Here is a 13910-nt window from a genome sequence, read left to right on the forward strand (position 1 = left end):
CGTGGCGAAATTGACGAGCAGCCTCTGACTTGACATGATTTGCGTAGGGTGCCTGATCTGTACGTGGACGGGCACCTTTCGCATGCCACCCGCCGCCGCCCGATCCCGAGTGCAGGCCCAGAGCCACGGTCGGAGCAGAGCGAGCGGGCACAACCTCAGCCGCTGGGGCCGTCGAGCCACGAGTAGCGGCACCGCCCGGCCAAGTCGGGCACGGCCAGGAGACGCCCCGGCCAAGGCGCCAGCACCGGCCCGCGACGTTGCGGGGAGGCGCCCATGCGCGCGATCGACGCCATCGACAGCGACCTCGACGTGGAGCGGCGCCTGCTCGAGTACGAGCAGCGCAACGGCCGCGGATGCTCCAGTGCCCGGGACATCTGGCGCCACATCGACCACCTGCTCGACGAACGCAACGATGCCACCCCCCTTCCCGAAGAAGGCACCCCCTCCCCCCGGTGAAAGCACACCCCCCATCCGTCGAACCGACCCCCCACCCCTGAACAAGGCACCCACCCCCACCCAGCAGGAACGAGACGCCCCCTACCGCTGCGACTGCCACGGCAGGTGGCACGTCGTGCCCCGCCTGGCCAGGGACTGCGAGGTGCGACATGGCCTTCACCAAACGCAAGGGCGCGAACCCCAAGTACCGGACGCCTGAGCACCGCAGATACCGTGCTGCCCTCGTCGAGCAGCTCAACCGACAGGGCTACCTGATGTGCACCGCCAAGGTGTGCATCTTCCCCACCCGACACATCACCAACCCCAACGGCAGGGCACGCGACGGGCTGCACGCAGGGCACGACGACTCGGGCACAAGCTACGACGGACCTCAGCACAACGCGTGCAACGTGACCGACGGAGCAGTACGCGGCAGGGCGCGACGCGACTCCAAACAGTCGACGCTCCGCTGGTAGGGGGGCGGGGTCGGCACGGGGCCAGCCTGCGGCAGGACCCGTCCAGTCACGCGTTTCTCCCTCCGCGTCCCGAGGGATCCGGATAGCCCAGGAGGCGGTGATGGCCGATGGACGTGCAGTGCGCTGTCTGCGGGACCACCTTCTCGGCCCGGAACCGGAAGGCGAAGTACTGCTCTGACCGGTGCCGCAAGCGGAAGGATCGCGGCGGCAAAGTGGTCGAGTTGCCTTCTGCCCCAAGCGAATCCGAGGATAGGCGCGGCCCAGTGGAGTGGGCTACGGTGACCGAGCTCGTTGAGGCCGGCAAGCTCGACACGGTGCTCGGGCAGACATGCCTGGCGCTGGCACGGCGGGTGGACCGCCCGGGGTTGGACACGGGCTCGTCGTTGGCGACGGTGGCTGAGCGCCTGCGGGTGATGCTGGCCGAGGCAACTCGGGGCACGGGTAAGGCGTCCGCGCCGCAGTCGTTGCAGGATGAGCTGGCCGAGCGCCGGAAGCGTCACGGGGCGTGACGTACCAGCCGCTCTATCGGCACCGCCCGTCGCACCGGTGGACGTATGGCGACATCGCCGCGAAGGTAGGCGCCGATCTGGGCCTGCCGCCTGACGATGAGCAGAAGTGGATCCTCGACTCGATCTACGCGGAGAAGGCACCCGACCGGCCGGCGTCGTTTGAGGTCGGTGTGATCTCCCCGCGGCAGAACATCAAGACATCGACGCTTGGGATCGCGGCCCTTTCGGACCTGTTCGTGTTCGACATCGAGCGGCACATCTGGTCGTCGCACCTGGTGGACACGACGAAGTCGACGTTCACCGACTTCAAGGGCTGGATCGAGTCGAACCCGGAGTACTCCGAGCGCGCCGACTACTACGAGGGCCACCAGGACCTCGCCATCTACCTCAAGGACCAGCCTCGGCACAGGATCGAGTTCCGGTCGCGCACGGGCAAGGCGTCGCGTGGTCTGACCCGCGTCAAGCGGATCACCCTCGACGAGGCGCTCTACCTCGAGCCGAAGCACATCGGCGCCGTCTATCCGACGATGCTCACCCGCCCCGGCGCGCAGGTGCGCATCGGGTCGTCGGCCGGGCTGCTCACGTCCGAGCAGCTGCGCCGCATCCGGGACCGTGGCCGGTCGAGGAAGGATCCGCGGCTGGCCTATGTCGAGTACGGCGCGCAGATGCGGGAGTGCACGGAGCGCGGGTGTCTGCACATCGTCGGCACGCCGGGCTGTGCCCTGGACGATCGCGACCTGTGGTGGCAGGCGAACTGCGCACTGTGGGCGGGCCGGGTGCTCGAGGAGTCGATCGAGGACATGCGCAAGTCGATGCCGCCCGAGGAGTTCATGCGGGAGTTCTTCTCGTGGTGGGAGGATCCGGCGTCGCTCGGTGGCGCGCTGCCGTATGGGCAGTGGCTCGAGCTGAAGGACCCGGACGCGGAGCGCGGCGACCTGGTCGTGTTCGGCCTGGACCTGTCCGGCGACCGGGACGTGTGGATCGCTGTCGCTTGGCAGCGTGAGGACGGCTCAGCGCACGTGATGCTCACGAACGAGGGCAAGCCGCTGCCGGTGCGTAAGGCGGTCGGCGAGTGCTCGCGGCTGCATCAGGAGTGGGGCGGGCCGGTGGCGACGTCAGCGCTCGGCGAGGAACTGGTGAAGGCCGACGTGCAGGTCGTCGACGTGACCGGCCCGGAGTTCGCCGTTGCTTGCGGGGCGCTCGCGGATGCGATCACTGACGGCACCATCCGGCACGCGAACCAGCCGGCATTGAACGAGGCAGTGAAGCTTGCGCCGTGGCGGACGGCGCTGCAGTCGGGTGAGCGAGCCCTCGACTTGCGGGTGCCCGGGATCGGCCCGGTCGCCGCCGCAGTCCGCGCCCTGCATGGGCTGGCCAATCTCGATGTCGACGTGTGGGGGTTCTTCGAGTGAAGAAGAAGAAGCGGGCTCAGCGCGCGGTCGCCCTCGTCGCGTCCGGTTCGGTCGTCACTCTCGCGGGCGTGTTCCTGCTCGGCGGGCTGCCGCTTGTCCTGCTCGTGTCCGGTGCGGCCCTGGTCGCCTACGGCCTGCTCATGGAGGTGTGACGTGGCGAACCTGCTGCAGCGCCTCACCGGCCGTGGTCCCGAGGAGCGGTCCATCTCGACGATCGACGACTACATCGCGGCCGTGGGGTCGCTGCACGGGTACGGCGCAATCCAGCAGACGATGACGGATAAGCGGATCTCGGTCGGCCAGTCGTTCTCGGCACTGTCCGGGGCGATGGGCGCGGACTCGGTCGTGTTTACGTGCATGGAGATCCGCCGTTCGGTGTTCTCATCGGCACGGTTCCGGTGGCAGCGGGTCCGTGACGGCAAGCCGGCGGACATGTTCGGCACGAGCGACCTTCGGCTGTTGGAGACGCCGTGGCCGGGTGGGACGACGCAGGACCTGCTCTCGCGTGCGATCCAGGACGCGGACCTGGCCGGCAACGCGTTCCACATCCGCGACGCGGGCGAGATCGTGCGGTTGCGTCCGGACTGGGTCGACATCGTCGTCGAGGAGCGCCGCATCGGTGGCGCCCTCGTCGGGTGGCGCAAGCTGGGCTTCGTCTACTACGAGGGCGGGAAGCACTCGGGCAATGACGGCGCCGCGTTCACGGCGACCGAGGTGTCGCACTTCATGCCGATCCCCGATCCGCTGAACCCGTTCCGCGGGATGTCGTGGCTGACTCCGGTGGTCCGCGAGATCGAGGCCGATCTGACGATGACCCGGCACAAGCGCAAGTTCTTCGAGAACGGCGCGACGCCGAACATGATCATCACGCACCCGCAGGGCGCGACGCGCGAGAAGATCCTCGACTTCCAGAAGCGGCTCGACGCAGAGTCGACGGGCACGGACAACGCCTACCGGACGCTGAACCTCTACCCGGGCGCGGATGCGACGGTGGTCGGGGCCGACCTGCGCAGCATCGACTTCAAGGCCGTCCAGGGCGCCGGCGAGACGCGGATCGCGTCAGCGTCTGGCGTAGGCGCAGTCATCGCGCAGCTGTCCGAGGGGATGCAGGGCTCGAGCCTGAACGCGGGCAACTACGGGCAGGCCCGGCGCCGCTTCGCGGACGCGACGATGCACCCGCTGTGGCAGAACGCGGCCGGATCATTCGCGCCGCTGCTGGCCTCACCCGGCGCAGGTGTGCGGCTCTGGTACGACGCCGACAACATCCCGTTCCTGCGCGAGGACGAGGCTGACGCTGCGGACATCGCGCAGACGCGGGCGACGACGATCCGGTCGCTCATCGACGCCGGCTACGAGCCCGGGTCGGTGGTCGCAGCGGTCGAGGCAGACGACTTCCGCCTGCTCACCCATACAGGCCTGTTCTCGGTGCAGCTGCAGAAGCCCGGGTCGCCCAACTCTGGCCAGCCATCAACCGAAGGAGAGCAGCCGTGACGACTGAGATGCGACGTGCGGCAACGCCGCCGACCGCTGACCTCGTGCGCATGGCGAGCTTCGCCCTGCGCGCAGGCGATGCCGAGCGTGACGGCGAGGATGGCGACGGCCTGACCCTCGACGGGTACGCGGCCGTGTTCAACCGCGAGACGATCATCGACTCCTGGGAAGGGCGCTTCAAGGAGAAGATCGCCCCCGGCTCGATGCGCAAGAGCTTCCGCGAGAAGCCTCCCGTGATCCAGTTCGATCACGGCCGGCACCCGCTCGTCGGGTCGATCCCGATCGCGCGCCTCGACTCGATCAGCGAAGAGGTCGATCCGGTCCTCGCACCGGAGGGCGGCGCGCACGTCGTGGGCCGCCTGCACGACAACTGGCTCGTGCAGCCCGTCCGCGACGCGATCGAGTCGAAGTCGATCGACGGGATGTCCTTCCGGTTCTCGGTCGTGCGTGACGAGTGGCACGACCAGACCGGCCGCAAGATCACGAAGCCCGAGGAGCTGCACGACCTGTTGCGTCGCTCCTGGCTCGAGGACGTCCCGGACGACGAGCTGCTGGTGCGCACCCTGCGTGAGCTGAAGGTGCACGAGCTCGGCCCGGTCGTCTTCCCGGCATACGCCGACACCTCTGTCGGGGTGCGTTCGCAGGTCATCGACCTCGCGCGCCTTGGCGACCCCCAGACTCGCTCTCTGCTCGCGAAGGCCGTCCTCTTGGCGGACCAGATCGAGGCCGAGGGCGTGGACGAGTCACAGCCGCAAGACACCGAGCGCGACGACGCGCCGGCCGTCGAGCACCGGGACGAGTCCGACGACACGCCGCAGACCACCGACGCGCCTGAGGGCGAGCCGGCCGGTGAGCACGAGTCGACCATGACGCGCTTCGACGTGCGTCAGGCCTTGCAGGAGATGGGCCTGGACGAGACGTGGCGCACCATCACCGACACGAAGGGCAGGTACGTGCGATGAACGCACGACTCACCGGTGCTCGCGGCATGACCGTCGACGAGCTCCTGGCCTTCCACCGTGGTCACTTCGGTGACGCACGCATGGAGGCCGACGACAAGGGTCCTGCGGTGCTCAACCACGCGCAGACCGTCAACAAGATCGGCGAGGTCAAGGAGGAGCTCGAGCGGTTCGCCGAGCTCGACAAGCTGACCAAGGACGACGAGGCGCACTTCGCCAAGCTGCGGGACACGTTCTTCCAGCTCGACGAGCACCGCAAGCAGCTGGAGCGGGCCGCGGACCTCGAGAAGATCCGCGAGGCCGCCAAGGGCGTCAAGACGACCCGCATCGTGCCAGGCTCGGCCCGCGGCTCCGGCATGGACCGCGACCCGATGGCCGACCCGCGCGACACGGGCGAGCAGCGCGACGGCGACCCGTGGGACCTGCGCAACATCCAGACCTTCGGCCGCTCGCCGGGCGAGGTTTCGGACGAGCTGCGCTCGCGTGCCTACGACGCCATCGAGCGGATGCCCGGGGCGACCGACAGTGTCCGGGAGGCCGCGACCGACATCCTCGAGCGGTTCGACGACAAGGAGTCGACGCTGGCGAAGCTCTGCCTCGCTACGTCCTCGCCGCAGTACATGCGCGCGTGGGCGAAGATGGCCCGCGGGCTGCAGCACGAGCTCGAGCCGAGTGAGGCACGGGCGCTGGCCGAGGCCCGCGCGATGTCCCTCACGGACGCGAACGGCGGCTACCTCGTGCCGTTCCAGCTCGACCCGACCGTCATCATCACGTCGAACGGGTCACTCAACCAGATCCGGCAGGCGGCCCGCCAGGTCGTCGCAACCGGTGACGTGTGGAACGGCGTCAGCTCGGCGGCGGTCTCCTGGTCGTGGGACGCCGAGTCCTCTGAGGTCTCGGACGACTCGACGACCTTCGCCCAGCCGAACGTCCCGGTCTACACGGCGCGAGGCTTCGTGCCGATCACGATCGAGGCGCTCATGGACGAGCAGAACGTGACCAGCGAGGTCGCGAAGCTGCTCGCCGAGGGCAAGGACGACCTCGAGTCCGTCGCGTTCGCCACGGGCTCCGGCAGCGGCCAGCCGACGGGCATCGTGACAGCGCTGGCCGGCACCTCGTCCGAGATCAACGCTGCGGCCGACGACACCTTCGCTCTCGCCGACGTCTACACCCTCGAGGGTGCGCTGCCGGCGAAGCACCGCGGGCGGGCGTCGTGGCTCGCGAACAACTCGATCTACAACCGGATCCGGCAGTTCGACACCGCCGGCGGTGCCGGTCTGTGGGCCCGGGTCGGCGAGGGTCGTCCGAACGAGCTCCTGGGGCGGCCGGCGCTCGAGGCGGAGTCGATGGACGGGACGGTCACCACGACCGGCGCGACGTCGAACTTCATCCTCGTGTTCGGCAACTTCCAGAACTACGTCATCGCCGACCGCATCGGCATGACGGTCGAGTTCATCCCGCACCTGTTCCACGTGACGAACAACCGTCCGTCGGGTCAGCGCGGGTGGTTCGCGTACTACCGCACCGGGGCCGACTCGGTGAACGACGGCGCGTTCCGCATGCTCGACGTCGCCTCGGTCGCCTGAGCCACCACGGCGGAGGGGCCGGACATGCCGGCCCCTCCGTCACCTCTCAACCCGAACCCATCAGAGGAGCATCATGACGCTTCGAGTCAAGGAAGCCTTCTCGGTCGACCAGGGCGGCTTCCACCGCGTGCTGCGCCCCGGGGACCTGATCGACGAGTCCGACCCGGTCGTCACGCCCGGTCGGCGCCAGTTCTTCGAGCCTGTCGACGTCGCCGTGACACGCGAGCAGGACCGCGTCGAGCAGGCGACCGCTGCGCCGGGCGAGAAGCGCAGTGTGAGCACACGCCGCCGCGCAGCCAAGAAGCTGGAGAGCGGCGACAGTGGCAGCTCTGACGCTTCCTGAGGTCAAGACGCACCTCGACATCGACCTCACCGTCGAGACGCACAACGTCGAGCTCGAGGACTTCATCGCCCGCGCTGAGGGCGCCGTGGAGACGCGCTGCGGGCCGCTGCTGTCCGAGGACGTCACGGCGCGCGTGCGCGGCTCACGGCCGATGCTGTCCGTGTCGGACACGCCGATCCTCGAGCTGACCAGCGTGACGCCGGTCGGCGGGTCGGCGCTCACCCTGGCCGACCTTGTCGTCGAGCGTCCAAGAGCCGGCGTTATCGAGTACCAGTCCGGCGCCCGGTTCGGGTCGCGCTGGTACGTCGTGGTCTACAAGTGCGGGTGGGCGGCCACCGCGGCGGCTCTGCCGGCCGACCTCAAGGCGGGCACGCTCGAGCTGCTGCGGCACATGTGGGACACGCAGCGCGCAACCAGCGGCGGGCGCATCGGATCAGGTGACGAGTCCGCGGCCAACACCCTGCCGGGTTCGGCGTACCTGCTCCCGTTCCGCGTCGAGCAGCTGCTCGCGCCGTTCATGAAGGTCTGAGCCCGTGGCCGTCTCAGCGTTCCCCGCAGTCGTCGACGCTCTCGTCGCTCTGGGACGCACCGTCGTGCCCACTGGCGTGACCGTCGCGGACGGCATGCCCAAGCCAAAGGACCCGGCAGACTTCCTCGCGGTCGGCGTGCCGTCGCTGGACGATGGCGGGTCGCTCTTCTCGGGCGAGTCCCGGCAGACGTGGGCCGAGGTCGGCGGGCTCTCCCGCGACGAGGAGGCCTTCGTCAACTGTCTCGCCGCCGCACGCTCGCGCGACGAGACGGTCAAGGATGCCCGGGACAAGGCCTACGCGATCGTCGAGGCGATCGCGGGGCTGTGCCGGTCCAATCCGACGCTTGGTGTGCCGTCGCTGCTGTGGACGTCGCACGGTGTCACCGTGAACCCGGTCCTGCTGTACGAGGCTGGCCGCGGCGTCTCGTATGTCGTCGAGTTCCAGGTCGCCTACCGGGCGCGGATCTAGCGGCAGTTCTGGGCGCGCAGTAGGGCGTCGTACTCGGCGCTGTAGTCGTCGGCGTACCCGTCGGCGTGAAGGCGCGCGTTGACAGCCTTCTGAGCCCGAATGCCCTCGCACGCAGGGTCCTCCGCGATTGCGGGCGCCGGCTGGGTCACCGTGACCGTTCGCACCGGGGCCACCTGTTCGTCGGGGCCACACCCGGCCAGCGCGAGTAGAGCGAACACGACAGCCACGGCGGGTCTCATGCCGCCCAGATTGTCAGACACCAACCCCAGATACATCGCAAACCAGGAGGCCCGCAGTGGCGAAGGTCAAGAACGAGACGGGCGAGGCACTCGACATCCCCGAGATGGGCCGGTTCGTGCTCCCCGACCAGGTGATCGAGGTCGACGACGCGATCTCGCACAGGTTCACGCAGTCGGCCAACTGGTCGCCTGCGGACAAGGCGGCGGAGGCCGCGCACAAGGCCGGCGAGAAGGCCCTGGGCCGGGTCGCCACCGACACCACCGGAAAGGGTGAGTGAGCATGGCTATCGGGTCCGGCCTTTCGGGGCAGTTCGGAGTTGCCAAGGAGACGACCTACGGCACGTATGTGGCGCCGACGAAGTTCTACGAGATGGAGTCGGGCGGGGTGAACCTCGACCTGATCCGTGTGGAGGGCGGCGGTATCGCTGCCGGCCGGGCGGCGCGTCTCGTGTCGCAGTCGGTGATCGCGGGACGTGGCGGGACGGGCACGTTCGTTGGGTCGGTGCCGATCGTCGGGTTCGGGCTGCTCTTGCAGCAGCTGTTCGGGACGGCGGTGACGCCGGTGCAGCAGGGCGCGACGGCCGCCTATCTGCAGACGCACGCGCTCGCTGCTGACCTGGCCGGGAAGTCGCTGACGGCGCAGTTCGGGGTGCCGTCGACGAACGGCACCGTGAACCCCTACACAGGGCTCGGGGGGAAGATCACGAAGGCCGGGTTCTCGTGCGCGAAGGACGACATGCTGAAGGCGAGCATCGAGTTCGACTTCCGCGACATCAGTGAGGCGAACCCGCTCGCGGCGGCGACGTACAACACGAACAGTGCCCCGTTCAACTTCATGCAGCTGACTGTGAAGGCCGGCACGACGGTCGCGGGGGCGACGGCGGTGTCGGGTGTGACGGGGATCAGCCTGGACGTGGAGCGGAACCAGAAGACGGACCGGCGGTACGCGGACGGGACGGGACTGAAGGCGGAGCCGATCACGAACGACTTCGTCGGCGCGTCGGGTTCGATCGACGCTGACTTCGTGGCGAAGGCCGACCTGGCTGACCGGTTCGCGGCGAACACGACGACGGCGCTGGTGTTCGAGTTCCTCGGCGCGACGATCGAACTGACGAACAAGTTCGCGCTGACGTTCGAGATGCCGGCGGTGAAGCTGACCGGGGCAACGCCGCAGGTCGGCGGCCCGGACGTCGTCAGCGGGGGGTTCCCCTTCACGGTCTACAGCAACGGGACGGACCCGATCGTGACGGCGAAGTACGTCACCACCGACGTCACGCTCTGACCGATGGTTGAGCTGGTCATCAAGGGCGCCGACGAGCTGGAGGCGCTCGGGAAGGCGCTCAAGCAGGTCGGCGACCGCGAGCTGCGGCTGGAGCTGTTCCGGGCGATCCGGACGGCGACGAAGCCGACGCACCAGCAGATCCGGGACTCGGCCCGCGAGCTGCTGCCGTCGCGTGGCGGGCTGGCCGAGCTGATCGCGAAGAGCAGCCTCAGCACGCGGACGCGCCTGTCGGGCCGACAGGTCGGGGTGCGGATCGTCGCGTCGAACCGGCACGACATCAGGTCGCTCGACAAGGGCCGCCTTCGGCATCCGCTGTACGGGGACCGGGATCACTGGTTCCAGCAGACGGTGCGTGAGGGCTGGTTCTCCCGGCCGCTGTTCGCGACCGGGAAGGCGGTCCGGCTCGAGGTGTCCGAAGCCGCGTCGCGGGTCGCGATGAAGTTCTTGAAGTAGCAACCAGATCCAAGGAGCCAAGAGTGTCGGATGCCCGTTTCAAGCTGACGTACCGCCCCGAGGGCGCGAAGCCGATCGTCGAGGACATCGACATCCTCGACGGACTGAAGGCGTCCGAGGTCATCGCGGTCAAGAAGGCGACGGGCGGCGCAATCGCGGGCGTCGCCGAGTTCCTGTCGGGGATCATGTCCTCGGACATGGAGGCCATCAAGGCGCTGGTTTGGATCGTGCTCAAGCGGCGCATGAGCACCGTGTCGTGGGACCGGCTCGACTTCACCCTGTCCGAGGTGCAGATCGACTACGTCGACGACCTGACGGACGAGCAGGTGGCGGCGAAGCTGGTCGCGCACGAGCAGTCCGGCACCATCAACGAGCTCGGGGCGAAGCGGCTCGCTGAGCTGCGGGAGGCCGGGGTCGTACCCGCGGTGGTGGAAGAGGACCCAAAAGCCTAGAGGCGCGCCGGCGGCGGAACCTGTTCGACTTCGGCGCGGTGCTGGGCTACACGGCCGCCGACGTCGACGACCTGTCGGTGTCTGACTTCCTGCTGCTGACGAACCACCTGGACAACTTGCGAGAGATGAGGGGTGGGTCGTGAGCCGGATCCAGTTCGACATCTTCGCGAAGGACCACAACGCCTCGTCGACGTTCAACAAGGTCGGCGACTCGGCGCAGGGCGTGTCGGGCCGGATCGACGACGTGTCGAAGCGGTTCGACAAGCACGCCGCGATCGTCAAGTCCGCTGCGGCGCTGGCGGGTACGGCGATCATCGCGTTCGGCAAGTCCGCGATCGACGCCGCGAGCGACCAGAACGAGGTCATCTCCAAGTCGTCGGTGATCTTCGGCGACCAGGCGAAGTCGATCGAGAAGTGGGCCGGTAGCGCCGCACGCAACATGGGCCTGAGCAAGACCGAGGCGCTCGGCGCCGCGTCGAGCTTCGGCGACATGTTCCTGCAGCTGGGCTTCGCCGGTGACGCCGCGTCGGACATGTCGAAGCAGGTCGTGCAGATGAGCGCCGACCTGGGCTCGTTCAACAACCTGCCGACGGCTGAGGTCGTCGACATGATCTCGGCCGCCTTCCGCGGCGAGTACGACTCGCTGCAGCGGGTGATCCCGAACATCAACGCGGCCCGAGTGCAGACCGAGGCGCTCGCGACCACGGGCAAGAAGAACGCGACGGAGCTGACGGCGCAGGAGAAGGCCGCGGCGACGCTCGCGATCGTCATGAAGGACGGCGCCCGGGCGCAGGGTGACTTCGCGCGCACGTCGGATGGTGCGGCGAACAAGGCGAAGATCACGGAGGCCCGGTTCGCGGACCTGCAGGTGACCATCGGGCAGAAGCTGCTGCCGGTGTGGGATGCGTTGTTGACGACGGCGCAGGCGACGATCACGGTCGTCGGCGGTGTCGTGGACGCGATCGGGAACATCCCCGGCCCGGTCCTTGCGGCGGTCGCTGGGCTGACGGCGTTCCACCTGTTGAAGGGGCCGCTCGGGTCGATGGGCGGCACGGTGACCGGTGTCCTCGGCGCGATGCGGGAGTCGTTCGGTTACGCGGCGCAGGCGGCGGAGCGGGCCGGCGGCGGGCTCAAGGGTTTCAATGCCGGGCTTCGCACGATCACGGGCGCGTCGGGCGGGCTGTCCCTGTTCAAGTCGGGCCTGTCCGGCATCACGGCACTACTCGGCGGGCCGTGGGGCATCGCGCTGATGACAGCGACCTACCTCGTCGGGCAGTGGGCGCAGGCGAACGCAGACGCGAAGGCTGACGCCGACTCGCTGCGCGAGTCGATCGACAAGCAAACCGGGTCATGGACGGACCTGTCTCGCGAGGCTGTCGCGTCGAAGATCGCGCTTGAGGTCCCGCGGGAGGTTCTCGACTCGCTCGAGCAGGCCGGCGTGAACGTGAAAGCGATTCCTGACGCGATCCTGCAGGGCGGGCCAGCCTGGGAGGCGCTGAACAGCCAGCTGCTGCAGGCGCAGTTCGGGTCGGCAGGCCTCGGCGCCGAGGCGGACAAGCTGCGTACTGTGATGCTGTCGCAGCGCGACGCTGCAGCGGCCGCCCGCGGCGAGTTCGACACGACGGCGAAGATGACGGGGCAGTTGGGGACCGCCACCTCTACCGCGGGCGCGGCAGCATCGTCGTCCGCGGGCAGCATGGTGAACCTTGCAACCGAGGTCGACACGGTCGGCGGCAAGGCGATGACCACGATGGAGGCCATCAAGGCGCTTGCGACGGCCACACTCGAGGCGACGAACGCTGCGATGGGTGCGGACGCCGCGAACGCCGAGCTGAAAGAGTCGATCTCGGCCGCGTCGAAGGCGGCCGAGGAGAACGGCCGGACTGTCAACAAGGCGAAGACGGCGCTCAATCTGAATACGGAGGCCGGCCGGTCGAACCAAGCCGCGCTGCAGGGCCTGGCCAGGGATGCGCTGTCGGCGGCGAAGGCTAACCTCGAGAACGGCGCGTCGACGGACAAGGTGAAGCGGTCCACGCTCGGCGCTCGCGAGGAGTTCGTGAAGGCCGCGCAGAAGATGGGCCTGTCGAAGGATGCGGCGCAGAAGCTCGCGACGAAGTACGGCCTGACCGCCGACAGCGTCGACGACCTGCACGACTCGATGGATGAGATCCCGTCGCAGGTGAAGTCGCGAATCACTGTCGAGCAGGGTGCCGCGATCGCGCGAGTCGAGTCGCTGAAGCGGGCGCTGCGGATGATCCCCGACGAGCGCGTGAACGTGTTCGTGAACACGGTCAACCGGGCCGCGCGCGGCGTCAACTACGGCGTGCAGGAGCGCGCCTCGGGTGGCCGGTACGAGGCGGGCCCGCTGCTCGTCGGCGAGGACGGGCCCGAGCTGCAGTTCCCTGACGATGGCGGCTACGTCATGAACGCGGCCGACACTGCACGGCTGCTCGCGAACGCGAAGAACAGGCCGACCGGCGGTGGTGGCGGCACGGAGGCCGAGACGATCGCGCCGCTGCACATCCAGGTCGAGGGCGAGACGCTCGTCAAGGTGCTGCTGAAGATCAAGCGCACCCGGGGCGGCGTCGAGCTCGGGATCGGCTAGGCGCTGAACCACCTCCGGCCGATCCGGCTCATCCAGACCACGACCCGATCCCTCAGCGACAGCTTGCGACCCATACGAACACCCCCTCCTCGACACCCTGCCAGCCTTCGTCGAAGGTCACAACTCGGACGACGCCGACGCTGCCTTGGTCGGGGCCGATGCCTTGACGGGCGTTGCGCACGAGCATGATTGACGGGCGCTCGCCGTTCGGGATGTCGTAGACCGTCGGCCAGCAGGCGCGGCCATGCGTGAGCGTGGCCACTTGCTCGGCGACCATGGCGTCGAACGCGGCGGCGGTGCGCTCCTGCGCCTGCTCGGCGGTGAGGCGCGGCTGGGTGTACGGCCCACCCCATGAGTCGGTGGCGGGCTGGGTCAGGGCGAGGAAGAGAAGCGCAGCGACTGCCGCGACGCGGCTGATTCCTGTGATCGCCTGTACGATCTGCCTCATGGTGCAAGATTACGCTTCTTGATACGTTTTGACACATCTTGGCACAGGCGTTACTGAACCGTGACGTGCGAGAGGGGGCGTGCCGATGTCCGTCCCGCAGGTTCGTGTGCAGGTCGCCTTCGACTCGGCGCCCGGCGACACCCTCGACAAGTGGACCGACATCACGTCGTGGATAGACCTCGGCGCAGGCATCCGGTACGGCCGCGGCCGCCAGGACGAGCG

18 protein-coding genes are annotated in these 13910 nt (G+C 68.6%); 16 read left to right on the plus strand and 2 right to left on the minus strand.

Going from position 1 to position 13910, the window contains the following annotated elements; all coding sequences use genetic code 11:
• The first annotated feature begins 273 nt into the window (after nt 1-273).
• The 11 genes from VIR15_RS13660 (at nt 274) to VIR15_RS13710 (ending at nt 8209) form a co-directional block, all read left to right on the plus strand.
• The gene (locus VIR15_RS13660) at nt 274-456 is read left to right on the plus strand and encodes a hypothetical protein (RefSeq protein WP_331928533.1); all 183 of its coding nucleotides are present in this window, start codon (nt 274-276) and stop codon (nt 454-456) included.
• Nucleotides 457-605: 149 nt separating this feature from the next.
• Entirely contained in the window at nt 606-911 is a 306-nt protein-coding gene (locus tag VIR15_RS13665) for a hypothetical protein (RefSeq protein ID WP_331928535.1), read from the plus strand.
• Between the two features lie 278 nt (nt 912-1189).
• On the plus strand, nt 1190-1420 hold the full coding sequence (locus VIR15_RS13670; RefSeq protein ID WP_331928537.1) for a hypothetical protein: 231 nt from the start codon (nt 1190-1192) through the stop codon (nt 1418-1420).
• Nucleotides 1417-2832: a hypothetical protein gene (locus tag VIR15_RS13675; RefSeq protein ID WP_331928539.1), complete on the plus strand. Its 1416-nt coding sequence runs from the start codon at nt 1417-1419 to the stop codon at nt 2830-2832. The genes VIR15_RS13670 and VIR15_RS13675 overlap by 4 nt, the downstream gene beginning before the upstream one ends.
• Entirely contained in the window at nt 2829-2984 is a 156-nt protein-coding gene (locus VIR15_RS13680; RefSeq protein WP_331928541.1) for a hypothetical protein, read from the plus strand. The genes VIR15_RS13675 and VIR15_RS13680 overlap by 4 nt, the downstream gene beginning before the upstream one ends.
• Nucleotide 2985: 1 nt before the next feature.
• Nucleotides 2986-4323 carry a phage portal protein gene (locus VIR15_RS13685; protein WP_331928543.1) on the plus strand — a complete coding sequence of 446 codons (1338 nt, stop codon included), beginning with the start codon at nt 2986-2988 and terminating at the stop codon, nt 4321-4323.
• Entirely contained in the window at nt 4320-5285 is a 966-nt protein-coding gene (locus VIR15_RS13690) for an HK97 family phage prohead protease (protein ID WP_331928545.1), read from the plus strand. The genes VIR15_RS13685 and VIR15_RS13690 overlap by 4 nt, the downstream gene beginning before the upstream one ends.
• A complete protein-coding gene (locus tag VIR15_RS13695; protein ID WP_331928547.1) occupies nt 5282-6868 on the plus strand; it encodes a phage major capsid protein in 1587 nt (528 codons plus the stop codon). The genes VIR15_RS13690 and VIR15_RS13695 overlap by 4 nt, the downstream gene beginning before the upstream one ends.
• 73 nt (nt 6869-6941) lie before the next feature.
• Nucleotides 6942-7211, plus strand: coding sequence for a hypothetical protein (locus tag VIR15_RS13700; RefSeq protein ID WP_331928549.1), 270 nt, complete (start codon nt 6942-6944; stop codon nt 7209-7211).
• Nucleotides 7189-7740 (plus strand): hypothetical protein, encoded by a 552-nt coding sequence (locus VIR15_RS13705; protein WP_331928551.1) that lies wholly within the window; start codon nt 7189-7191, stop codon nt 7738-7740. Before VIR15_RS13700 ends, VIR15_RS13705 begins: the two co-directional genes overlap by 23 nt.
• 4 nt (nt 7741-7744) lie before the next feature.
• A complete protein-coding gene (locus tag VIR15_RS13710) occupies nt 7745-8209 on the plus strand; it encodes a hypothetical protein (RefSeq protein ID WP_331928553.1) in 465 nt (154 codons plus the stop codon).
• Here the strand turns inward: VIR15_RS13710 and VIR15_RS13715 are convergent.
• Nucleotides 8206-8448 (minus strand): hypothetical protein, encoded by a 243-nt coding sequence (locus VIR15_RS13715; RefSeq protein WP_331928555.1) that lies wholly within the window; start codon nt 8446-8448, stop codon nt 8206-8208. The two genes, VIR15_RS13710 and VIR15_RS13715, sit on opposite strands and share 4 nt — an antisense overlap.
• Before the next feature lie 56 nt (nt 8449-8504).
• Here VIR15_RS13715 and VIR15_RS13720 point away from each other — a divergent pair, with 56 nt between their 5' ends.
• The 5 genes from VIR15_RS13720 (at nt 8505) to VIR15_RS13740 (ending at nt 13240) form a co-directional block, all read left to right on the plus strand.
• Nucleotides 8505-8726, plus strand: coding sequence for a hypothetical protein (locus VIR15_RS13720; protein WP_331928557.1), 222 nt, complete (start codon nt 8505-8507; stop codon nt 8724-8726).
• Nucleotides 8727-8728: 2 nt separating this feature from the next.
• A complete protein-coding gene (locus tag VIR15_RS13725; protein ID WP_331928559.1) occupies nt 8729-9730 on the plus strand; it encodes a phage tail tube protein in 1002 nt (333 codons plus the stop codon).
• Nucleotides 9731-9733: 3 nt separating this feature from the next.
• Nucleotides 9734-10183, plus strand: a complete 450-nt coding sequence (locus VIR15_RS13730) for a hypothetical protein (protein ID WP_331928561.1) — start codon at nt 9734-9736, stop codon at nt 10181-10183.
• A gap of 23 nt (nt 10184-10206) precedes the next feature.
• Nucleotides 10207-10635 carry a hypothetical protein gene (locus VIR15_RS13735; protein WP_331928563.1) on the plus strand — a complete coding sequence of 143 codons (429 nt, stop codon included), beginning with the start codon at nt 10207-10209 and terminating at the stop codon, nt 10633-10635.
• A 139-nt stretch (nt 10636-10774) separates the two neighbouring features.
• The gene (locus VIR15_RS13740) at nt 10775-13240 is read left to right on the plus strand and encodes a phage tail tape measure protein (RefSeq protein WP_331928565.1); all 2466 of its coding nucleotides are present in this window, start codon (nt 10775-10777) and stop codon (nt 13238-13240) included.
• A 52-nt stretch (nt 13241-13292) separates the two neighbouring features.
• Here VIR15_RS13740 and VIR15_RS13745 read toward each other — a convergent pair whose 3' ends face one another.
• Complete coding sequence (locus VIR15_RS13745; RefSeq protein ID WP_331928567.1) at nt 13293-13688, minus strand: hypothetical protein; 396 nt, start codon at nt 13686-13688, stop codon at nt 13293-13295.
• Between the last annotated feature and the right edge of the window lie 222 nt (nt 13689-13910).

It is taken from the genome of Intrasporangium sp. (assembly GCF_036566125.1).
GTDB lineage: Bacteria > Actinomycetota > Actinomycetes > Actinomycetales > Dermatophilaceae > Intrasporangium.